Source organism: Adhaeribacter pallidiroseus, assembly GCF_003340495.1.
In the GTDB taxonomy this organism is placed as follows: Bacteria; Bacteroidota; Bacteroidia; order Cytophagales; family Hymenobacteraceae; genus Adhaeribacter; species Adhaeribacter pallidiroseus.
Map to the genome: position 1 here is coordinate 3712692 of NZ_QASA01000001.1, position 23676 is coordinate 3736367.

The window sequence follows — 23676 nt, forward strand, 5'->3', positions numbered from 1 at the left end:
ACCAAACTTCCTGATTGCTCCTTATTTTAAGCGCATCTATTTAGTTGGCCCTAGCCGTGCCTGTTGTATTTGCTTGCTTTCCTTTTTAGGATTTCGAATTCAGGGTTATTCAAAATTGTATGAAACCTATAAAATTTTAATATAATGGAACAAAGATTTACCTTAAATTATTGGTGCACCAGTAAGTTTCTAATGCGGGTTGCTTTTATTTGCATCTTTCTTTTTTTACAAACTAAAGCACCGGCAGCACCTTTTTTTAAAAAAACACCTGTAAAAGTAATAACGGAGAAGTCTTATTCCGTGCTATTTGCCGGGGAAGAGATCAGCAGTTTTACTTTGATTAATGCCGATAACGAAAGTGCCATTCGAACTATTACAGACGGCTCCACCATTGATTTAGCTACCTTACCTACCAAAAATCTGAACATCCGGGCCAATACTTCACCCTCTGACGTAGGTAGTGTGCGGTTTGTGGTTTCGGGTATCGAGTCTGATAACCAAACAGAAAGCACCGCTCCGTATGCAGTATTCGGCGAAAACAGCGGTGATTATCATGCTTGGATACCAAAAGCCGGTAAGTATACCATAACCGCTATGCCTTACTCCGGCGAGAACGGCAGCGGTACTCCCGGTAAATCTTCAACCATTAGCTTTACCATAAAAGCCAGTACTCCGCCACCTACTTCGTCTTTCGTAAGCAATATAAAAGCTACTACTGGCAATAGTTATGCTTTGAGCAAATTAGTTAAAGGTACTACTTTATATACCGACCGGAATTATCAGGTTACCTCCGTAACTACTACCCTTAATAATTCCACTTTTATCAAAACTCCCAACGATGATAAATTTGTAACGGCTGCTGCGGTTCTTTCTTTCTACATCAGCCAAAATGCCACCGTGTACGTGGGCTACGATCCTTTAGCTACCAGATTACCAGCCTGGCTCAGCAGTTGGGAAAAAACATCCGACCGAGTTGGCATCAACGATCCGCGGATTAGTTATTTACAAGTGTACCGGAAATCATTCGCCGCAGGCAAAGTAACTTTGGGGGGTAACCTGGCCAGCCCGGCACTCGGTTCTAAAAACACTTACCTGGTGGCCGTAAAGCCGGGCAGCACGGGTAGTAAAAGACCGTACGTCACGGAGGTGCGACCAGCCGATGGTGCCATTAATGTAGCCCTCGATAGATCTATCTCGGTAGATTTAGCTTACCCGGGAGGTAACTCTATAAACGGAAATACCGTGAATACAGCTACGGTAAGATTATACAAAGTAAGCGCTACCGGCGCTAAAACCCAGGTGGGCGGTACCGCTGTTAATTCTTCCGCTGCTGGTGATGCTATTACCTTATCGGCTACCTTAACCCGGAATACTGTTTACGAATTTCAAATTACCGACCAAGTAAAAGACGATAAAGGAAATGCTTTTATTCCGTTTACTTCCCGGTTTTCTACTTCCGGAGTGGCTCCCAGTAATGCTGATGGCATAGCTTTTACCGAAAAAACGCTGCTTGATAATTCATTTGGAGCGTATGGCTTTACCACCTTGGTGGTTGGCCCAGACCACCGGCTCTACGGAGCTACCTCCAATGGTAAAATTGAACGTTGGGATATAAAATCGGACGGTACCATTACCAATCATGTAACCATTTCTCCTTTTGGCTCAGCTAAACGCTTGTTAATTGGACTTACCTTCGATCCTGCGGCCACGAGTAGTAATTTAATTGCCTGGATCAGCCATTCGTCGCCGCTCTTTATAAACGCGCCGGATTGGTCCGGTAAAATTTCGCGCATTGTTTTAAACAATCCGTCTGCCCCCCAGGTAAAAGATTATGTAATTAACTTGCCCCGTTCTTACAAAGATCATGCTACCAACAGCATCGCCTTTGGGCCCGACAAAGCGATTTACTTTCCGCAAGGCAGTAATTCAGCCATGGGTGCCGCCGATGGGGCCTGGGGAAATCGCCCGGAGCGGCTTTTAAACGCAACCATTCTGCGTTTAGATATTGCTAAAGCCCAGCGACAAACCTTGCCTATTAACGTAAAAACGCAAGATGGAGGCACCTATAATCCTTATTCCAGCACCGCTCCTCTAACTATTTACGCCACCGGTGTCCGGAATGCTTTTGATTTAATCTGGCACTCCAACGGACAATTATACGTACCGGGTAACGGCTCTGCGGCCGGTGGTAATATTCCGGCTTTAACTTCGGGTGTTAAGCGGGCTAATGGTACTACTTACACCGGGGCTACCGTTCCGGCCATAAACAACGTACGGGATACGCAAAATGATTATTTGTTCCGGATTGTAAAAGGCGGTTATTACGGCCACCCCAATATTCTACGGAAAGAATTTATATTAAACGGTGGTAACCCTACAGCAGGTGTTGATCCGGGAGAAGTAGTCTGGAAAGCTAACGGCCAAACGTTTGGTTACAAAGTAGGTACGGCTAAAGAGCCTAATTACCGCGGTTGGGCTTGGGATTTCGGGTTGAACATGTCGCCGAATGGCGTGATTGAATACAAGAGCAATGCCTTTGATGGCAAACTTAAAGGCAAGCTCTTGGTTTGCCGCTTTAGCGGAGGCGATGATATTATAGTACTGGAGCCGGGTGGCACCAGTAAAAACATTGTACGGGCCACCGAAGGCATTAAAATTCCGGGCTTTCGAAGACCATTTGCCAATCCATTGGATATTACGGAAGATCCTAAAACCGGGAATTTATATTTATCGGAATACTACGATGGCAACGGCGATGGAAAACCACGCATTACCTTATTAAAGCCGGTGCAAAGAGCAAGCAGCAGCTCGGCGACCTTCCTGGCCAGCGAAGTAAAAGAACAATCCTTAGAGGTATATCCGAATCCTACTACCGAAGATGCCATCTTTGCCGAAGCTAAAAACTTTGCGCCTAACGAAGAAATCACGCTTACTTTGTACGATTTAGCCGGTCTGCCCATTTATACTGCCCTGGTTACTGCCAGCCACGAAGGCAATGCCAGCACCGAGTTGCATGTAGAGAAGCATTTAAATCCGGGAGTATACATCCTGCGGGCCACTGCTGCCTCCGGCGAAAAACTTACCCGATTGCTTGTTCAATAGTTTTTTTTCAATTGTACGCAAAAAAGACTACCACTAAACCGGTAGTTTTTTTTATTTTTATTGAATAACAAGATACTAAAACTAAAAACGCCGGCTATTTTTAGTTAGCAGTTTGAGTGAATGGTGATATAGTTTTGATTAATTTTAAAAAATTCTTGTTTACAGCACACTAAATTCCATTCTTACATTACTGCCTTGCTTTTTTAAATTGTATGGCCGCTGCCGCTTTCCGCAAGGCCTGCATGAGCTCATCTACATCGATAGGTTTGCTGATGTAAGCATTCATGCCGGCTTGTAAACAAGCTTGCTCGTCTTCTCTCATGGCATTGGCCGTAGTGGCAATAATATAGGGTTGATCAAAATCGCTTTCTCCTTTAGACCGTATAATCCGGGTGGCTTCTAAACCGTCCATTTCGGGCATTTGCACGTCCATTAAAACAGTATCAAACCGGGTGGTTTGCCAAGCCTCTAAAACCATCCGGCCGTTTTCAACCAACTCAGCTTTGTAGCCAAGCCTTTCTAAAGCTAATTGGGCAAACATCTGGTTAATTGGATTATCCTCAGCGACCAGAATCTGGAGTGGATGCTGGTCTGCAAAGCACTCCGATAGTTTACTTTCGGTAACTGATGGTTTTTCTATGATCCGCTCTGGTTGCAAGCTATTTAAAATTCCTTGCCGTAATTGCTGCTGCCTTAATGGTTTAGCTAATACACTCTTAAAAAGGCCGGTAGATTTGGCGTCACCATCATTGCCAATAGAACTTAACAGCATAAGTGCTAATTGGGGATACTTCTCTTTAATTACATATGCTAATTCTACTCCGTCAATATCGGGCATGTGCCTGTCGGTAATTACCAGGTCAAAAGCCTCTAAAGCCAACAAGTTCAACGCTTCTTTAGCCGATTCGGCTAATACGGGGATGTAATTCCAGTAAGTTAATTGCTTATCCAGAATTTGTCGGTTCGTGGCATTATCATCTACTACTAAAATTCTGCGGCCGGCTAACTCAGCCGGGTTAGCAGGTGCATACGTCTGATACGTTTGACCGCTTTGCCGAGCTAAAATTGTAAACCGAAAAGTGCTTCCTACCCCGGGTTGGCTAACGGCCGAAATTGTGCCGCCCATAAGTTCGGCCAAGCGCTTACAAATTGCCAGACCTAACCCAGTGCCGCCATATTTGCGAGTTGTAGATGAATCGAGTTGTGAAAAAGCTTTAAACAAATGCGCGGCTTTTTCGTCTGAAAATCCTATTCCGGTATCTCGCACTTCAAAAGCTAATTCCACCAAACCATTTTCACGCTCTTCTGTCTTTTTCACGTTCACCATAATTTCACCACGCGGAGTAAATTTTACGGCATTTCCTACCAGGTTAATCAAAATTTGTTTTAAGCGGGTGCTGTCGCTAACGATTTGCAGAGGAATATCACAGGCAAGTTGGTACAGAAGCTCTAAGTTTTGCTGCGCAGCTTTGGCGGCAAATAGCTCCAGCACTTCTTCAATACAGGTTCGTAGATCAATTACTTCCTGGTCAAGCTCCATTTTGCCAGATTCAATCTTCGAAAAATCCAGAATATCATTAATAACCGAAAGCAAAGTTTTACCAGAGCTGCGGATGATTCCAGTAAAGTTACGCTGTTCCGGGTCAAGGCTGGTTTCTGAAAGCAGGGAGGTCATGCCAATTATTCCGTTTAGTGGAGTCCGGATTTCGTGGCTCATAGTAGCTAAAAAAATACTCTTGGCCTGATTGGCTTTTTCAGCCTCTTGGCGCGATTGATATTCCTGTTGTTTTTGTTCCTGTAATTGTTCGTTTAGCTTTTTTAAATGATCGGCTTGAGTCTGCAATTCTGTTTTTTGCCTAAGAACTTCACCTGTCCGGACTTTCACCTGTTTTTCCAGGGCTAGTTTTTGCCTATTAATTAGTTTCATACGCAGGCGGAAGAAAATATAAATACCAGCAAACAGGCCCAAGGTAAGCAATACTTTAAACCACCACGCCAGCCAGAAGGGCGGCTTGATAACAATTTTTACGGAGGCAACTCTTTCATTCCAGATACCTTCATTATTCGAAGCTTTCACTAAAAAAGTATATTGCCCGGGATCTAAATTGGTATAAGTAGCTTCGCGATGTTGAGCATTCACGTAATTCCATCCTTTATCAAAACCTTCCATTTTATAAGCATACTGATTTTTATCAGGTACCGTAAAATTTAAAGCGGCAAATTCAAAGGTAAAAACGGACTGCTCGTACAACAAAATAAGCTTTTTGGTCTGAGAAATGTGTTGGACTAAGGGTGCATCCTTTTCTCCAATAACAACGGGTTTATTAAACAATTGAAAGTCTGTTATAACTACGGGTGGCCGATTTTCATTTTTAGGAAGATAATCTGGGTTAATGATGTTAAAACCATTGTTACCTCCGAAAAATAATTCTCCGGAACTGGCCCTAAACCCTGACCCAGTCAGAAACTCGGTACCTTGTAAGCCATTATAAACGCCAAAATTAGAAAAAGTACTGGTTCTGGGATCAAAACGGCTGATACCGTTCTCGGTACTTAGCCATAGGTAACCGTTGGCATCTTCACTGATAAAGTTAATTGTATTGTTAGGAGCGCCTTGTTCCACTTTAAACACCTTAAACTTTTGCCGGCGTTTATCGAAAAGGTTGAGTCCACCACCTAAGGTACCCACCCAAATATTGCCCCGGCTATCCCCAAAAATGGTCATAGCAGCATCGCTGCCTAGGTTATGTTCACTTTTGTTGTAGCGGGTAAATTTTTTATTGTACGGATTATAAACACTAATTCCACTGTAAGTACCAAACCAAATATTGCCCTCACGATCTTCATACAAAGACCGGATTGCATCATTACTGAGACTATTGGGGTCGTCTGGTTTAAAGCGATAGCTTTCAATCTTTTGGCTTGACCATTCCAAAACTTTTACACCGTTTCCATTGGTGGCAATCCAGATGTTATGATTGCGATCTTCTAACAAAGCATAGGCCGCATTCGCATTAGGATCGTTTATATTTGTATCAAGGTTATATTGTTTAAACGTTTTTGTTTGGGGGTCAAAACGCTGCAAGCCTCCCCCATAAGTACCAACCCATATATAGTTGCTTTTTTTAGATTTTATTAAAGCTAGAATAGAACCAAGGGTGGTTCCATAATTATTTATGGATGTTTTAGTAAAGAAACGCTCAAATGTATTGGAAGCTCTTTTAAATAAATTTAAACCTCCCCCGTCCGTACCGACATAAATATCGCCGGCTGCATCCTCCACAAAAGAAGTAACCACATTAAAACTTAAAGTAGCCGGATCATCATTATTTTTACGATACAGTTTAAAAAAAGGTAAATTTTTATCGTATATATTAATGCCTCCCGCGTAGGTTCCTACCCATAACAAACCTTGCTTGTCCTGAAAGGCTGTCTGAATAGAATTTGAACTAAGGGAGCCTTCGTCAGAAGGATTATTAAGATAGCGGATAAACCTTCCTTTATCCGGATCAAAAAGGTTTAACCCAAACTGCGTTGATACCCAAAATTTACCTTGTTCTGCTTTTGTAATACAAGTAACGTTATTGTTGCTAATGGAAGTAAGATTAGCCGCGTTATACTGGTAATGCGTAAATTTGCCTTTTTCGGGATTAAAGCAATCGATTCCTTTATTTTCGAGACCAATCAACAAGTTACCGTGCTCGTCTTCCTGCAAAGCCTTTATTTTGTTCTGGCCAAGGCTGCCCGGGTCATCGTTGCGGTGCAGAAACCGGGTAAACTTTCCGGTCTTCTGATTAAATAAATTTAATCCGTTCGTGGTACCCACCCAAATATTGCCCCGATGGTCTTCAAAAACGCTCAGAATTGCCGATGCACTTAAAGAGGTAGTATCATTTGGGTCAGCAACAAATCTAGTTATTTTACCGGTTTCAGGATTTAACCGGTTTAAATTCCAGTAGGTACCTACCCATAGCTGGCCCTGACGATCTTCCCAGAGTGCCGTTATATCTTTATTGCTTAACGCCTGATTATTAGCTGGATTATCTACAAAATGAATAAAAGAATCGGTCTTCCGGTTGTATAAACTTAAGGCTCCGCCAAAACTGCCGATCCACAAACGACCCGCCTTATCTTGGTACACCAAATTAATATCGTTCGAACGGAGACTCTTCGGATCATTAGGATTATTCCGGTAAACCGTAAATTTGTTGCCATCGTATTTATTAAGTCCGTCTTGAGTACCAAACCACATAAACCCTTGTTGGTCTTTTAAAATACTACGCACGGTACTGTGCGATAAGCCCTGTTCTTTTTTTAAATGTGCAAATCGTATATCGGCGTTCTGCGCCTGAAGCAAGCCTGGTACACAAATACTTAAAAAAAATAAAACGTAATTTTTGATCATATTAATCACCAACCTAGTAATAGTTTAACAAGACAACTTTCGATTATAACAAGTAGCAGTATAGTTATAAGCTGCCAGTCCCGAATGGAAGGTTCTTTAATTTCCCTGATATAACTTTTTGTCATGACATTTACCGGAGCTGTACTCGTATTGCTATTAGTTAAGGCCAAGGATATTAACTATTCTAAGTATATGCCGCTGCCCAAAAATGTTACGGAATACCTTTTTCCTAATAAAATTATAAGTCAGATTAAAATTTATCAATACAGTAGTTTTCATGCACAAACAAGCTCGAAATTTCTTTTAATGAAAGTTCATAATCGCTGGCTCATGTCAAGAATGTTGCCAGCTATCCCCATGATAATAGGTAACATAATAGATACCAATCTATTAAATAGATATTTTGTCATTTTCTAGCATTAACCCTTTAAATACAACAACATTCTAATATGGTTACTATAGGGCTTTAGCTTAGTTGTTACAGACTGGAATCAACTCCCAACTACCGGAAAAACAGAATACTCAACTATCTACAAACCAATCTTTTAATTTGTTAGACACGTCTGAATCTCTATCATCAGGTTAGTTTAAAATATACTTAAACTCAATCGCCGGGTATAGATATAGAAAAAAAACTGGCTTAAACAGGTTTACTCCTAGAACAATCTAAGTGCAGGAGCGGAGTAAAATCTTGTTGAAAGCATACGCTTAATAGGTTTTTAAGTGCTGTTATATTTAAAGGCAAGCTGTCGTTTTAGAAAAATAATCGTTCCGGAAAAAATTGTAGACAAGACAAACGAATGACCTAAAATTTAAAAATAAAAAGGTCCGGCCATTTATATGACCAGACCTTTTTTTAAAAAAAATGCTTGTTAATAGCCGAAATTAGTAGCCGGATTATACCAACTATTTTGGTAAGCATTGCCATTAGAATAACGTAAACCACCTGATACCGAGAAGTTATCCGTTACCTTATAGCTGGCCCGGATCGACATGCCATTCGTGCCGCCCGGCATTAATAAATTAACCGGTGCCGATAACCTGTTTTTAGATAAATCGCGCCAAACGGAGCCGGTTAAATTTAACCGGTCGTTTACCATATAATTGCCTCCGGCGTGTAAGATATAATGCTGGTTCCAGCGATTAGCCATCGGACCAACGCCCGCTTCCTGGCCAAACCGGTTGGGGTAATTATTAAATGCCGAAATCATACTAACCGAAGCAAAGCCGCTAAACCGTTTGGTTACCGGAAACAGGACGCTGGGCTCCAAATAAGTAGCCGTGCCGAAAAGCGGGCTAAACTGCGTACCCATGGATAAGCCATAATTGATTTTGCGGACTGGTTTAATAACCATACTCTCCTGTGCTTCGGTAACTGCCGGCGCGGGGATTACGGAGGTTTCTATAGCGGGCGGCGTGCTGTTTAATTCGGCGGGTGCCTCTGCGGTTTGCGCCCAACTGGTTCCGCCCCAACCCAGCAACAAGGTTATAATCGAAATATATTTTATCATGAAATTACCTAAACTCTTGAGGTGCAACTATACTTTAAACTTACGCAAAATGCGGGTTAATTGCCAGTAATTTTAAATTTATTACCGGTGTTTTAACTTCCGTAACTCTAGGATAAGGTAACGAGGTAAGCAAAGCTGGTTTCATTTATTCTCTATTATTGGCTAAACTGAGAACGTTATATTATTTAGTTCCGGTTAATTTTTACCGGAAAAAGGCGGTAATCGTTTAAATTAAGAGCGTATAGAAAACCTTCCCAGTGAATAATGGGCACCAATCCGGTAGGTTGGGTACCGTTGTTATTGGCAATAGTTACCAAAGCATTGCCCATGTACGAAATGCCCCGGATGCCGAAACAAGCGGATACATGCTGCAAAAAGCTTTCTTTTTCTATATCGTTGGAAGTATAACCAATTTCCCGGGCCAGCAAGTTTTCGTCGGCGTCTTCTTTGTAATAGGTTACCGTAGCAAAAGTATTAATCGAAATGCTGGGTACCGTTAGCTGCGGAATGGCGGCCGAGCGGACCGGATTAGAAAAATTTTCCGGCATCGTTACAGGTTTTACCATTTCGATGTTGCGGCAGGTTTCCTGGTTTTGTTTGTTTTTAATAGGCCGGAATTTTTCCGGCAGACTGCCGGGCTTCAGATGGCGGTTGGTGGCCGCGTAGCTGTTATCCTGCTGTTTTAGGTAAGCTTCCAGAATAATGCTAAAAGTGTTGATAAAGTGCTCGGTATTTTGCAGGTGAAACAGCTCCAGCTCGTGTACTTTTTTCTTTTCTACTAAATACGCATGGATTTTTTTAGTTTTTTCGTGAACTAGTTTCAGTTTTTCTTCGTGCGGCGTGCCTTTGTACCGGTTTACTAATTGGTTCAGCTCTGTTAACCGATCGTTGGAACTTTTAATATACGCCACCGTTTTTAAATCCACGTCTACCGGGGCACCCATTACCGTCCGGTTATCTGCCGAATCTCCCCAGGTAAACAGGGAACGCATAAATTGTATCATTTAGTCACGATTCTTTTCAGATGCAAGGTTTCTATTTCGACCTGTATTTTTTCGGATTCTTTTAAATTTTCGAAAAAAGCATCTAATTTTTGAATGTACAGATCCAGAATAACGTCCTGCTCTACCGTCAGGACGTTATTAACCTGGTTACCGGTACGCGTATTCGGGGCCAGCGTCATTATTCTATTTCAATTTGTTTGGACTTGCCAAAAGAGCCAATCACCTTGCGGTTTAGTTCTTCCTGCACGGCAGCTAATTCTTTCACGGCTTCGGTTCGTTTGCGGCTGCCTTCTTCCGATATTTTAATTACCGCATCCAAGGTTTCTACCATATCGCGGTTTACTTTTTTCAGGGTTTCCACGTCCACGATGCCACGTTCATTTTCCTGAGCCGCCGTTACCACGTTGGTTTTTAAAAGCTGCGCGTTTTTGAGCAGCATTTCGTTGGTCGTATCGGTTACCTTTTTTTGAATTTCCAGGGCTTTCCGCTGTTTCTCTAATCCTAAAGCAATGGCTACTTGCTGGCGCCAAACCGGAATTACCGTTACAATGGAATTCTGGATTTTCTGGGCCAGCACATCGTTTGTCGTTTGGATCATCCGGATTTGCGGCATGGATTGGGTAGCAATGGTATGCGATAACCTAAAATCGTGTACTTTTTTCTCCAGGCGTTCTTTAAACCCGATCATATCGCTGAGGCGCTGCACGGCAATCTCGTCCTGATTGCTGTTTTCTACTTCGGCTTGCAGCTTCGGAATCAGCTCGGTTTCAATTTCTTCAATTTTCATGAGCCCGGCCGCTATCACCGACCGCACTTCGTAAATATAATCCACAGCCTGCTTAAACATTACCTCCAGGCTGGTAGAATCTTTGAGTACGCTTTGGCGGGTTTTTTCCAGCTTCACCACCACATCGTCTACGTTTTCGGAAATAGAATTGTATTGGATGGCAATTTTCTTCGTTTTGTCGGCAATTTTATTCACAAACGGCAACCGGGAGAAAAAACCAGGCTTCTCGGTTTCGTCTACCTTAATCATGTTAATCTGCGACAGCAGCTCATTGATTGCTTCGCCCACGTCGCCGGAATCTTTGGCTTTTACTTTGGTGAGCAGCTCGTTGGAGTAATTGCCCAGTTTGCGTTGGGTATCTACCCCAAAATTGCTTAAACTTTCGGGTTTAGTAGGATCAATGGTTTGCGAGAGCGCCAGGGCTCTTTGTTGGATTAATTCCTTGTTTTCGGCGATTGATATTGTTTTATCTTCCATTGGTTCAGTATCAAAGTAGGTTGTAATGTGTTAAGGTAATGGAATTTAAGTATTTTTTTATGTTTTCGTGCCTTTCGTTGGTTTCGTACCACTCAATTTCGTTTAAAGGCAAATAATCGCCCAGTAAACCTTGCACTTCTTTTAACAGCGCCTCGCCTTTACGGGTCCGAAATTCCGGGTTTTTGTAGTAAGCGCTTAAGTACTGCACCTTTACCTGGCCGCTCTGGGTTACGGCTAACTCTTTAACTTCCACTACCAGTTCCGACGATTTGCGGCTACTATCGGTAACTACCGTTTTGTAAACTCCCCGGTTCCCTTCTTCCAGGGCCACCACACACCTTTCCCGCACTTCGCGCACGGCTTGCCGCAACCGTTGTTTCGGTCGGATGTGGTACCCGTAAATGTACCCCAGTAAAGCTCCTAAAATAAATATCCAAAATAATCCAAATGCCATATATCTATGTATTTTAAACGTGAAAAATAAGTAATCTCTATACGAGAAACGCGGTTTCCCGGACGAGCATTGTGGTAATCCTCTTAATATCTACAATCTATTGTTTTTTTAAATTTTCTGCTATATTCCGCTTTTATTTTACGCTTTATCAAAAGCAAAAAAAGCGTGTAACGGGGTAATATCAATGATTTTACACTTTGTTTTAATAATATACACCTAAGGTAGCTTTCCGGTAAAACAAGCACAAGCAGCCAGATGAGGACCAGGTGAAATTTCCGGTAAATAGCCGGAAAAAATCGGTAAAAATATTCTCGGTTTCAGGCAGTCAGAACAGAAATTTTTAGAACGCGGGATTGAGCAAAAACAATAACAATGCTCCACGAGGAAAAGTCTTAACTTATTTTCACAATTTAAAGGCAATACCTGTGCTGATACAAACTAACCGGCTTATTTTAAGAGAACTGCTGCTTACAGATGAGGAAGGCATATTTGCCTTAGATTCGGACCCGGAAGTACAGATCTATCTGGGCAATAAACCCATCACCAGGCGGGAGCAAGCCCGGCAAACCATTGCTATGATTCAACAACAATATGTAGATAATGGAATTGGGCGCTGGGCCGTGCTGGAAAAAGAAACCAACGAATTTATGGGTTGGGCCGGACTGAAGTTGATCAAAGAAACAATAAATAAGCACACGAACTACTACGATTTGGGTTACCGCTTCCTGCCAAAGTATTGGGGCCAAGGGTACGCTACCCAAGCCGCCCGGGCCAGCCTTAATTACGGATTTACTAAGCTGCACCCGAAAGAAATATTTGCGATGACCGACACCCGAAACCTGGCCTTCCGGAAAATTCTCGAAAAAGTTGGCTTCCGGTGCCTGAATACTTTTGATTATGCCGGAACACCCCATTATTGGTTTCGAATTATTGCATAAATTTAAAAAAAGCTGGTTTGCCAGGTTGGATTTCTCCTGAATCCCGGCAAACCAGCTTTTATTTAAATTTTAGCTTTTCTCAGTCTAACTAACAGGACCAGTTTTTTAAACAGATTTTTAATCCATTTCAAAAGAAGCTTGCCGTTCTTCGTCGGTTACCGTGCCTGATTTTTTCTCGTCTTCGTCGGTTACATCTATCACCTGTAAATCGCTTTCGTTCGATTCGGCGGTTTCGTCGAAGGTAAATTCGTCGCCTTTATCGTCGGTTATTTTTTTGCCTTTATTATCGTCTGCCATGGGTTTATACTTTTAAAAATTGTTTGCTTATTAAAAGCTTACTGCGATCCCGGATAAAAGTTTAAGCCCGTTCTTAGATTGTATCGGCCGAAAATTAAAAAATTTAAAAAAACGGCTGCATCTAAAACAGAAAAGCCTGCTACAGGAGCAGGCTTTTCTGTTTTTAAAAAATTTACTATTAACCAGCCGCGTGCAGCCAGTCTTTTTTCGCCAATAAATCTTCTTCGGTTTCCCGGTAATCGGGGTCATCTACGCAGCAATCCACGGGGCACACGGCGGCGCACTGGGGTTCTTCGTGGAAGCCCATACACTCCGTACATTTATCGGAAACGATGTAGTAATATTCGTCAGAAATTGCAGGTTGTGGTGCTGTTCCGGCCACTACTTCGCCGCCGTCTATCTCGACTTCGGTTAAAGAAGTACCGCCTCCCCAGGTCCATTGCACACCGCCTTCGTAAATAGCAGTGTTGGGGCATTCTGGCTCGCACGCACCACAATTAATACATTCGTCGGTGATCATTATAGCCATAATCGTATCTTCTGTTAAATTTTATATAATTTTGTAACTCTAAACGCCGGTAAAATTAGAACAATCCGTAATATCATTCAACAGTTTTCCGGTTTAATTCGAAATCTCTCAATAATAAATAAATGACTTTAGAAAATCGCTTGCAGGCTTTTATTCAACTGGGCCGGCAATTGCAAAATCTTTCGCCGGAACAGGTTCAGGAACTGGCCCTAGGAGCCCGCCGCCAGAATGCCTGGTTCGATGAAACCAATGTACACAATGCGCTTGAAAGTATAGCGGCTCAGCTCCACGAAACCAAATTACGTAACTGGCTAGCCAATTACCCCATTGTTCCAGTACAACCCCGCAAAATTGGCGTAGTAATGGCCGGCAACATTCCTTTAGTCGGCTTTCATGATTTACTCACCGTACTTTTAAGCGGTAATTTCCTCTACGCGAAACTAAGCTCCGAAGATACTTTTTTACCTAAATGGCTGTTGCAGCAATTAATTACCATAGAACCGGGTTTTCAGGAATTTGTTCAATTTGTTGATCTATTAAAAGACGTAGATGCTATTATTGCTACCGGCAGCGACAATACTGCCCGTTATTTTGAATATTACTTCGCTAAAAAACCGCATATAATTCGCAAAAATCGTAGCAGTCTGGCTGTATTAACCGGTTTTGAAAGCCCGAAGGAACTAGCCAAACTGGGTAACGATATTTTTCAGTATTATGGCCTGGGCTGCCGTAACGTTGCTAAGCTTTTTGTGCCCGAGGGATACACCGTAGATACCTTGCTGCAAGCTCTGGAACCTTATAAAGAGGTACTTAACCATCATAAATACGCGAACAATTACGATTACAATAAATCGATTTTACTCATCAACCAAACGCCCCACTACGACAACGGCTTTTTACTTTTAACCGAAAATAAGCAACTGGTATCGCCCATTTCGGTATTGCACCTGGAGTATTACACGGATCAGGAAAACTTAAAGCAAAAAATAGAGGCCCAAAGCGGGAAAATTCAGTGCATTGTTTCGGCGCTGGGTTGGTACGAAGGCAGTGTGCCGTTCGGCGAAGCGCAATGCCCCACCGTAGACCAATATGCCGATAAGGTAGATACTATGGCTTTTCTGTTAAGCCTGGATAGTCTGCAACAAGTACCTGGGTAAAAAGCGGAAAGGTGTTCTACACTAAAAGTAAACAACCAGTTCAATAAACCGGCTGTTTACTTTTAGTGTACTAGGGATTCTAAATTAATCGCAAAGCTTTATTTTTAACATTTCCGGAGTTAAATGGTATATATACAGATTTAAACTCGGAAAATACTTAGTTTTTATATATTCAGATTTTTCCGGAATGCGTTACATTTATATAAATTAAAATATATTATTCTGGATTATGGAAACAAGCCATCTGCACCCAACCCTAATTGACAAAGAACAAATACCGCATTTAAAATTTGCCCACGAAGATGTGCTTACCGACAAAATAGAACAGGTAAAACGCATGCACGATTTAAAATGGGCCGCCATTTTGGGCAACGGCTATCACGGCAAAGTAAATATTTTATTTCAAACGGAAGATGGCGATCTAAAACGCGTAGAGACTACCGTTTGGGCTCACGATCAGGATTTCGTTACCTTAAAATCCGGCACCTCCATTCCGCTGCGCTGCATTTTAAGTATTGAGCATATTTAATCCGCTAGTAAATTTAAGAATTTAAAAAATTCTATTAGTAGCGGCCTTGAACAGGTGATATTCAACCTAAATTAAAAAGATTATAAAGTTTAAACTTTTGCAAGAGGGTTCTTAAAGTTGTTTGTGAAGGCACAAACGACCGCTTCGCCCAATGGTAGTATCCTCAATGCCAACTTTTGCGAAAGCCCTACAAGTATTAAAACAAGTAAATGAAAAAGGAACTACATAAGTGGTTCCTTTTTCATTTACAGATTACTTCTCGAATCAAGCTTTTGCAATAGCGGCTATCCGGTCCAGGGTTTGGGTTATCATCTTTTCTATAGTTTGATCCGCGTTCTGGTCGAATTGTTTGGTTATGCGGTTTACAATAATAGCGTTTAAGGAAGTGACTTCGTGCCCCAGCATGCGGCCCAAGGCAAAATAACCGGCTGTTTCCATCTCAAAATTGGTGAGCCAGAAGTCTTCTACGTTAAAGTTGGTAAAATTATTTATCAGTTCGGCATCTTTTAAATCTAAACGCAGCACCCGGCCTTGCGGCGCGTAAAAACCCGGGCAGGTTAAGGTATTACCGGCAATATAATCGCGGGCCAGTTGCTCCCGCAAAATATCCGAACCGCGCACGCAATACGGCTGAAAACTAAGTTGCAACGTTTGCTGCAAGGCACTGCTGATGGTATTTTCGTACCCGGTTTGCACTAATGGGTAAAACTGCATGAGCGTATCTAAACCCACCGCATACTCGCTCACCAGCAAACTGCCCAACGGAATAGATTCCTGTAAAGCGCCGGACGTACCCAGCCGGATAATATTCAAAGCAATATGATCTTCGTTAATTTCCCGCGAAACCAAATCAATATTAACCAGAGCATCGAGCTCGTTCATCACAATTTCCACGTTATCGGTACCCATGCCGGTCGATAAAACCGTGAGGCGCTTGCCTTTGTAGTAGCCGGTATGCGTTACAAATTCGCGCTTGGCAATTTGCACTTCCACCGAATCGAAATATTTACTGATGAGCGGCACCCGCTCCGGATCACCTACGGTTAAAATAGTGTCGGAAATATGCTCAGGAAGTAAATTTAAGTGATATACGCTCCCATCCGGGTTCAACATTAATTCTGATTCAGCAATCGGCATAGCTTTTTAATTAAAAGTGTATAGTACGGTAAAAGTACGAGCGAATAGCTTTTGTGTTTATCTAAAAAACAAAACCCAGTAGATATTAAAATCTACCGGGTTTATTGCGTAATTTTTTAAATTATTAAACGGCTTTGGTGCGCTTTAATCCTTTTAACGGATTGTACCCATTAAGCTCTTTTTGGTAATAGCCGGTGCCGTTGTACGGCCGTACTTTGGGGTGTTCTTTGCACGTAGCGGAGCAAGCCCCGTGCATGGTTACGCCGCAGGTTTCGCACATAGCCACGTGAATATTACACTCCGGATTGGCGCAGTTTACCATCCGGTCGCTGGTGGTGCCGCACACGTAACAGCTAGAAATAACGGTGGGGTTTACTTTGTTTATGTCAACGGTTAACCGGTTATCAAACACGTAGCATTTGCCTTCAAAATCTTCGCCGTTGGCTTCAAAACCGTATTTAATAATGCCGCCGTGCAGTTGGTACACGTTCTCGAAACCTTGCTCGAGTAAAAAGCGCTGGCTTTTTCGCATTTAATACCACCAGTGCAGTAAGTTAAAATTTTCTTGTCTTTGTATTTTTCTTTCAGCTCGTCCATCTTCTCCGGAAAGTCGCGGAAGTTTTCGATAGGCAAAGTAACCGAGTTTTTAAAACGACCTACGGAATGTTCGTAATCGGAGCGCACATCCAGCACGACTACATCGTCCTGGTCCTTCATTTTTTTAAATTCTTGCGGCTCCAGGTGAATACCGGTGTGTTTATTCGGGTCGATGTGGTGCAGATTACTGTGCACAATTTCGGGTTTGTGGCGCACGTGCAACTTGGCAAAAGCATGTTTATCGGCAGCATCTACCTTAAAATCAATTTTGGCAAAACGCGGATCGGCTTTTACCGTTTCCATGTACTTTTCGCAATCTTCCCGCAATCCCGAAACGGTGCCATTTAAGCCTTCGGCGGCTACAATAATGCGGCCCCGTAAATTTAAGGCTAAACACAGCCGGTGGTGTTCTTCCCGGAAAGCTTCCGGATCGGCAATGGCGGTGTAACAGTAATACAATAAAATTTGGTAATCTTTCATACAAAGCTTGGTTTCAGACCGAGTGTATAATTTGGTTGTTGGTTATTAGTTGTTGGTTGTTAGATTAAAATTTAAAAATTTGAGTAAATCTTAATGCTTACAAAGATAAAGTGTTAGCTGTAGTTTTCAAAAGTTTGACTTTTGGACTAAACAATGCTTTTATACTTTTTGTGCCGGATTGCCGAAAACGGTTTGGTTGGCGGGCACATCGGCTACTACTACGGCCCCAGCCCCCACCCGGGCTTTTTTACCGATTTTAATGCCGGCTACTACTACGGCTCCGGCGCCGATAAAAGCTCCTTCATCCACCAATACGTCGGCACTTACCACGGCACCCGCCCCTATTTGCACGAAATCGGCTATTTCGGCTCCAGAATCGATGAGGGCGCGCGATTGAATAACGCAATAATTATGGATGCGGGCGTTGGCATTAATAACCGCCCCGGCATTAATTAAATTACCGTAACCTAACCAGGCGTGCTCCGACACCGCGGTAAATTTATGAATGGCATTTACCGGAGTAGCCTGGTATTCGTCTTTGAGTAAATTAATCAGGCTTTTACGGGTAGCCGTTTCTTCGGCGGCCACAAACACTTCGCACTTTTTACCTAAAATTTTTAAAAATTCCGGGTCGTCGGTAGTACCCATTACGGTTATGTTATTTACTTCTGTTTGGTGCAGTTTTACTTCGTCATCCAGAAAGCAGTAAACGATTACGTGGTTACTTTGAAAAATATCGAGGGCCGCGATACCCAGCTTTTGGGCACCAAGGATAATGACAGGATTCTGCATAGATAAGTAGTAAGTTTAAAGTTGTCAGTTATACGTTGATAAAGAATGGTTTGCTCCATCCGGTACCCGTTTCACTTTTGCCCTCTTTTAAGGAATAATCGGCAAAGGTACAGCTTTCTAGGCGGGCTTCCAAGATTCGGTTTAATGGTGCTTAGGCCTTAAACTGGCGGATGAGCCAATTTTCTATCGGCAGCATTATTTTTTGATTTACTCCGGTTTGGAGCCAGATGTAGAGCAAAAACGGCATAAAAGCTATTTTGTACCGGCTCACCGATCCCAAGTTAGCCGTAGAAAAACCAATTAAAGCCGCTACTACCAACGAATAAATAAGCAGCGATAGCACCAGAGTTAAAGGTATTGCCGGTTTATTTTGCCGAAAAGTAAATAAAGCTAAAACAGCTATCACAAAAATTAATAAATTCTCCAGGCCAGCTAACCCATATTCCGGGGTATTTATTTCACCGAGGAATGGCCGAAAGATTGCACTGCTAATGGCTTTGGGAGCGTAGTAAATTAGGCTTTGATAGGTTGGTTGCAGATCGGGCAAATCAATAAACGCTTCTCGGGAAGTAGTAGCCCGAGATATATCGTAGCTTTTAATCATTTCTTTAAAAAAATACGCCGGCGTAATGGCTTCGTGTAAGAAAGAAGCTACTATGCCCAAAACTAATATCGCTCCGGCGTATAAAAATAGTTTTTTACTTTCCGCAAAATGTTTTTTGCGACTTATAAGCTGCAGCAGAGCAAAACTGGCCAGTAAAGGAAAGTAAGCCACCGCAAAGTAAAACCGGATTTTAAAGCAAAAATAGGCCGCCACCGCTATTTTCAGGAGGGCACCCCATTTTGAACCAGGCAGATAAATAAATTGCAGTACTCCGGCCAGTAATAAGGCACTGCTACCTACCAAGATGCTTTCTTTTAACACCCCCGACGACCAGAAAACAACCGAGGGAAAAAACAGGAAAGCAAGCACCGCTGCCATTTGCGTAACCGGAAAAATACTAGTTATGGCTTTGGTTAACTGCCAACACCCCCAAAAACTGAACAGCGAAAAGTATAAGCAGTTAATATAATAATGATTATGCGTGATGAAATTTAAAAAATGCAACAGCAAGACCATAAAAAAAGAGTTAGAATAGCCCCGGTACTTCATAATACCATACAGGTACTCGCTGGGGTATTCGCCGGTTAAGATAAAATGCAGGTAGCTTTTAGGTTCCTGCAGGGCATAAGCGCTTAAAATATCGGCTTGTTTCTGATACACGAAGGTATCGCCGCCGCTTAAATAATGCTGGTACAACCACCCCACTAACAATCCGGCCCATAATTTTAAAATTAAGGCCGGCCAGTAAAACATTTTTAAAAAAGCCGGGTTAGGTTGCCGCCAGATCAGGTAAATAAGTCCGCTTAACAGCAAAACGTTGGCCAGCCCATATAATAAATTCATAAGGCTGGTTGCTTGGGTTTAAAAATATAATTACCAATGCGGCATTGCAAACATTGCCGCGGTACGCAGTATTGTTGGTTTAATTCCAGCAAGGCCTGCGAGTCGGCGGCCGATTGATGGGCAAAATTTAAATCGGCGTACAAACGGGTAACGCGGTTATCTTCCGGCGGAAGCTGTTCCAACAACGCAATGGCTTTATCGGCATAGCTTGCGTCGTTTTTATATCTACTGTAAGCTACCAGCAAAGGAGCTACGGCATTTATCAATAACAAATTGATACTGCTTTTACCAATTCCTTTTGGGGCCCGGCTGGTCTTTTGCCCGGGAACTACGTGATTTTGCCAGTAAGTGGATGGTTTTACCTCGAAATACGTTTGCCAACCCGCAACCGAATGAATAGCCAGTAAGTCCGAAAATAAGTGCGGGTGCTGGTGCAATAAAGCCGCAAACTGAGCTAATCTTACCGGCGGAAAATTAGCCGGCCGCAAACGTAAAAAATTCCAGTCAGCGCGTTGCAAACCGGTTGGCAAAGCGTATTTATGCCGCAGATACGCAAACTCCTTTTGCTGTTGCGCGACATAAGCATCCGGATTGGTTATCTCTAACAAACCGGCCTGGCCCAGAATTAAAGCTTCCAGGGCGGATAGTTGGTGCTGGTGACGCCTCAGAACGCCATAAGGTAAAACAGCAGCCAGCCGTTGCATTCCTACCTGGTTAATCTTAAAACCAAAGTTACGCAGCAACCAAACATAGCCGGTTTCTTCCCAGTTGTTACCTGTTTGGTGCAATACCGTTAAAACCCTTTGCGCTTTTTCTTCCAGTCGCTCCATGCGCACCCGTTCCTGCATGCTGGTTTTTATCAAACCGGGTACTTCGGGGGCAAACGGCCGGCACGGAATTACGTCGCGGTTTGTGAAAAATTGCTGGTACGTATTAATTAAATGCAGCGGAACCCGGCCGCGCAAAGCTATGGTGGGAATTTGGGTACCATCGGCGCGGTAGGCTGACTGATCGTTTTCCCAAACTACGTGCAAAATTACCGGGTTGTACTTGGCGTCCGTTTGGTGGCTGTGTTTTACCCAATCCGAGGCTTGCACGTGAATTTCGACGCTACCGTTCCATTCTTCCGGACCAATTTTCAGGCGGGCATTCGTAAAATCCGGACCGGCATCGGTGTTGTAATAGCCTGGTTTTAACACAACCACCGTTTCGTTTTGCGTAGTAAGCAGGTGGGTTTTATCAAAATATTGTTGCTGCCACACATAATGCAGAAAATCTTCTTTAAAAGGGGCCGCAGAGGTCATGGTAAGGTAAGCAGAGGGTATATATTAATAATAAGTAAAAAACATAGAAAGGCTAAACTAATTGCTTTTCAAGAATAATCTAGCTGTTGATTACTTTTAAAATTTCACCTCTAAACCACTGGGTTTTGGCTAAGTCGCTAATTGTATAATTAAATTTTGTAAGATATTTTTTATTAAAATGCTTTTTCATGTTGAAAAAAGGATAAAAGTCATTGAATATATTACTCTTTAGTGCTTCCGTAATTGGCTTAATATTACCATCATCTTTTATGCAGTCTTTAAATTCAATATAATGCGTCCGTGATGTGCCGATTTCACTTACTATGTCAATCAGCTTCTCATTCTTCTGTCTTAAGATTTCGCCAATATATTCTTCTTTATTAAATTCAGCATAATTTAAGACTTCAATGTTATCGGGGTGATAGATGTAATTTTCAAAGGTAGAAAGAGGTAATATTTTTAAATTAGGCAGTTGACCTTTAATTTTCTCAATTTCCTCCGATTTTAAATAATCTCTATCTCTTAATCCTAATTTATCTTTGTCGCTTTTGACTGTCAAAAAAACTTCTCGGTTGTTATTTGCCGGTAAAAACAAGAAACCATCTTGGCCTAGAGCTGCATTAAAATGTTCATCATTTTTATTCTCAACTATAACCAGTTTATATCCTTTAAGAATGGAAGCGATAGTTGCTTTGGGAATTGCTATTTCATAAACTTCTAGTTTATTTTTAGAGAGAGGTATTAGTTCTTGTTTGGTGTCAAAGTTTATCAAATTAAAATCAATGATTGCAGCTGTATCACTACTTCTGGCGTAGTCTATAAAACCTAAAGCATGAGAAGCAGTCCAAAGTTGAGAATCATCCGGGATCCATTTAGTAACTATCTCCTCCAATAAACTTGCTTGTAAAACAGTATTTAAATGATTATCCATCTCATCAATAAAAATTATGGAGTTTCTATAATATTCTTTTCTTACTATAAAATTTATAAGTAAAATAATTACTTGTTTCTCACCATGGCTTAACAAATCATAATTGATTTTGGATTCTCCTTTTCTAAAAATCAACTTGGCTGGCGTACTAGGAGTGGCATCTTGAAACTCTGCAATTTGAATAGTTGTAGTTGCGTCGCCTCCGAATATTTTAAGGAGTGAACTATTTAATGGCTCAATAAAGTCTCTAAAAATTTTTAAAGTATCTGCTTGTTTACCACTAAATACAGGCTCTCTCAAAGCTTGATTTATTTTTTGGATATAAAGAAATACATCATTGATAAAACGGGTATCATTTTCAATGTAGGTAGTGGGACTATCCATATCGGTGGATACAGCAGAGGGGTTGGCATCATTAGAAATTCTAGGTACTATACGAACACTGCTTCTTCCTATAAAATTTTTAACAAGCTCAGTTCCTTTAATTACGCTGTAACCAGTTTTTTCAATCAAATCGCCACTGGTAAAGTTTACCACTACTTTTGGTTCTTCATTGATTTTTTTTTTGTAGTAATCGGATGCTTCATCATGGCTATAGGGCATACCTTTATATGGGCCTTTTGTTAACCAATCGAAAGCATCAAACAACGAAGATTTGCCAGAACCATTTGAACCTATTAATAAAACCAGTTTTGCTGTTTCAGGAATGTCCGAAATAGTTAAGTCAGTAAACCTTTTAAAGTTTTTTAATTCAATCTTATTTATTTTCATCTATTTGCAAAATAGTATTACACAGATATTATATTACTTATATTATTGATTTACAAGAGGTTAAATGCTTTACAATTAGGCAAACTCTTATGAAGTTATGGATATTGCTTTTTCATACTTAAAAACCTTTTAATGGATATTACAATCAACAACCATATTTACTTCATTAATCTACCCTAAGTACTGATTTAAATAATCCGCCATTTCCTGTTGTACCAACAACGCGGCAGAACGAGCTTGCTCGGCAAAATCAGGACCCGATGCAGCATAGATGATATTACGCGAGGAATTAACCAGTAAACCGCAGTGCTGGTTCATGCCCAACCGGGAAATTTCGGCTAGGCTGCCGCCCTGCGCGCCTACTCCGGGCACCAACAAAAAATGATCAGGTACAATTTCGCGCACCCGCTGAATAAAATCGGGGCGGGTAGCGCCAACTACGTACATCAATTGTTCGTCGGAGGCCCAGGCTTTGCTGGTTGCCAGCACGTTCTCGAAAAGGCAACGGGAGTAATCGGCGGTACCATCGTCGGTTTGCAGCAGTTGAAAATCGGCACTGCCGGGGTTAGAAGTAAGCGCCAGTAAAATCACCCATTTGCCCGTTTTTAGCAAAAACGGCTTTACCGAATCTTCGCCCATGTACGGCGCCACGGTAATCGAGTCAAAATTTAAATTTTCAAAAAAAGCCCGGGCGTAGAGCTCCGAGGTATTGCCAATATCGCCGCGCTTGGCATCGGCAATGGTAAAAATATCTTCCGGAATATAGTTTAAGGTTTTTTCCAGACTTACCCAGCCCTTCGGCCCAAGCGCTTCGTAAAAAGCAATATTGGGTTTATAGGCCACGCACAAGTCGGCGGTAGCATCAATGATGCGGCGGTTAAATTCAAAAACCGGGTCTTCGGTATTGCGCAGGTGCGCCGGAATTTTTTGAATATCCGTGTCCAGGCCCACGCATAAGTACGATTGTTTTTTCTTGATCTGGGTAAATAATTCCTCTTTGGTCATGGGGGCAATGCTTTAGATAATA

Annotated in this window: 18 protein-coding genes and 1 pseudogene; 4 read left to right on the top strand and 15 right to left on the bottom strand. The window is 42.0% G+C overall.

The window, feature by feature from the left end; genetic code table 11:
- Window positions 1-144: 144 nt before the first annotated feature.
- Entirely contained in the window at window positions 145-3102 is a 2958-nt protein-coding gene (locus AHMF7616_RS14805) for an Ig-like domain-containing protein (RefSeq protein ID WP_115373594.1), read from the top strand.
- Window positions 3103-3289: 187 nt separating this feature from the next.
- On the opposite strand, the gene AHMF7616_RS14810 is transcribed toward AHMF7616_RS14805, so the two are convergent.
- The 6 genes from AHMF7616_RS14810 to AHMF7616_RS14840 form a co-directional block, all read right to left on the bottom strand.
- Window positions 3290-7507 carry a hybrid sensor histidine kinase/response regulator gene (locus tag AHMF7616_RS14810; RefSeq protein ID WP_115373595.1) on the bottom strand — a complete coding sequence of 1406 codons (4218 nt, stop codon included), beginning with the start codon at window positions 7505-7507 and terminating at the stop codon, window positions 3290-3292.
- 872 nt (window positions 7508-8379) lie between these two features.
- Window positions 8380-9018 (bottom strand): hypothetical protein, encoded by a 639-nt coding sequence (locus AHMF7616_RS14820; protein WP_115373597.1) that lies wholly within the window; start codon window positions 9016-9018, stop codon window positions 8380-8382.
- A gap of 185 nt (window positions 9019-9203) precedes the next feature.
- Window positions 9204-10010 (bottom strand): hypothetical protein, encoded by an 807-nt coding sequence (locus AHMF7616_RS14825; protein WP_147275691.1) that lies wholly within the window; start codon window positions 10008-10010, stop codon window positions 9204-9206.
- 8 nt (window positions 10011-10018) lie between these two features.
- Window positions 10019-10201 (bottom strand): hypothetical protein, encoded by a 183-nt coding sequence (locus AHMF7616_RS14830; RefSeq protein ID WP_115373599.1) that lies wholly within the window; start codon window positions 10199-10201, stop codon window positions 10019-10021.
- The gene (locus AHMF7616_RS14835; protein WP_115373600.1) at window positions 10201-11286 is read right to left on the bottom strand and encodes a toxic anion resistance protein; all 1086 of its coding nucleotides are present in this window, start codon (window positions 11284-11286) and stop codon (window positions 10201-10203) included. Before AHMF7616_RS14835 ends, AHMF7616_RS14830 begins: the two co-directional genes overlap by 1 nt.
- Window positions 11287-11296: 10 nt before the next feature.
- The gene (locus tag AHMF7616_RS14840; RefSeq protein ID WP_115373601.1) at window positions 11297-11740 is read right to left on the bottom strand and encodes a hypothetical protein; all 444 of its coding nucleotides are present in this window, start codon (window positions 11738-11740) and stop codon (window positions 11297-11299) included.
- 425 nt (window positions 11741-12165) lie between these two features.
- Here AHMF7616_RS14840 and AHMF7616_RS14845 point away from each other — a divergent pair, with 425 nt between their 5' ends.
- On the top strand, window positions 12166-12678 hold the full coding sequence (locus AHMF7616_RS14845; protein ID WP_199474242.1) for a GNAT family N-acetyltransferase: 513 nt from the start codon (window positions 12166-12168) through the stop codon (window positions 12676-12678).
- Between the two features lie 117 nt (window positions 12679-12795).
- On the opposite strand, the gene AHMF7616_RS14850 is transcribed toward AHMF7616_RS14845, so the two are convergent.
- Both AHMF7616_RS14850 and AHMF7616_RS14855 read right to left on the bottom strand, forming a co-directional pair.
- Window positions 12796-12975, bottom strand: coding sequence for a hypothetical protein (locus AHMF7616_RS14850; protein ID WP_115373602.1), 180 nt, complete (start codon window positions 12973-12975; stop codon window positions 12796-12798).
- A gap of 178 nt (window positions 12976-13153) precedes the next feature.
- Window positions 13154-13504, bottom strand: coding sequence for a 4Fe-4S dicluster domain-containing protein (locus AHMF7616_RS14855; protein WP_115373603.1), 351 nt, complete (start codon window positions 13502-13504; stop codon window positions 13154-13156).
- A 122-nt stretch (window positions 13505-13626) separates the two neighbouring features.
- On the opposite strand from AHMF7616_RS14855, the gene AHMF7616_RS14860 reads away from it, so the two are divergent.
- Together AHMF7616_RS14860 and AHMF7616_RS14865 are read left to right on the top strand one after the other, a co-directional pair.
- Entirely contained in the window at window positions 13627-14661 is a 1035-nt protein-coding gene (locus AHMF7616_RS14860; protein WP_115373604.1) for an acyl-CoA reductase, read from the top strand.
- 229 nt (window positions 14662-14890) lie between these two features.
- Complete coding sequence (locus tag AHMF7616_RS14865; protein ID WP_115373605.1) at window positions 14891-15190, top strand: hypothetical protein; 300 nt, start codon at window positions 14891-14893, stop codon at window positions 15188-15190.
- A 264-nt stretch (window positions 15191-15454) separates the two neighbouring features.
- Here the strand turns inward: AHMF7616_RS14865 and AHMF7616_RS14870 are convergent, their stop codons facing one another.
- The 7 genes and pseudogenes from AHMF7616_RS14870 to pyrF all read right to left on the bottom strand — a co-directional run bounded on the left by AHMF7616_RS14870 (window position 15455) and on the right by pyrF (window position 23654).
- Entirely contained in the window at window positions 15455-16327 is an 873-nt protein-coding gene (locus AHMF7616_RS14870) for a nucleoside phosphorylase (protein ID WP_115373606.1), read from the bottom strand.
- Window positions 16328-16451: 124 nt separating this feature from the next.
- Window positions 16452-17404: pseudogene (gene trhO, locus AHMF7616_RS14875) on the bottom strand (oxygen-dependent tRNA uridine(34) hydroxylase TrhO).
- A gap of 159 nt (window positions 17405-17563) precedes the next feature.
- Entirely contained in the window at window positions 17564-18196 is a 633-nt protein-coding gene (locus tag AHMF7616_RS14880; protein ID WP_115373607.1) for a NeuD/PglB/VioB family sugar acetyltransferase, read from the bottom strand.
- A 151-nt stretch (window positions 18197-18347) separates the two neighbouring features.
- Window positions 18348-19643 (bottom strand): hypothetical protein, encoded by a 1296-nt coding sequence (locus AHMF7616_RS14885; protein ID WP_115373608.1) that lies wholly within the window; start codon window positions 19641-19643, stop codon window positions 18348-18350.
- Entirely contained in the window at window positions 19640-20947 is a 1308-nt protein-coding gene (locus AHMF7616_RS14890) for a DUF2851 family protein (protein ID WP_115373609.1), read from the bottom strand. The genes AHMF7616_RS14885 and AHMF7616_RS14890 overlap by 4 nt, the downstream gene beginning before the upstream one ends.
- 79 nt (window positions 20948-21026) lie before the next feature.
- On the bottom strand, window positions 21027-22649 hold the full coding sequence (locus AHMF7616_RS14895; protein WP_115373610.1) for an AAA family ATPase: 1623 nt from the start codon (window positions 22647-22649) through the stop codon (window positions 21027-21029).
- A gap of 171 nt (window positions 22650-22820) precedes the next feature.
- Window positions 22821-23654 (bottom strand): orotidine-5'-phosphate decarboxylase, encoded by an 834-nt coding sequence (gene pyrF, locus AHMF7616_RS14900; protein WP_115373611.1) that lies wholly within the window; start codon window positions 23652-23654, stop codon window positions 22821-22823.
- Between the last annotated feature and the right edge of the window lie 22 nt (window positions 23655-23676).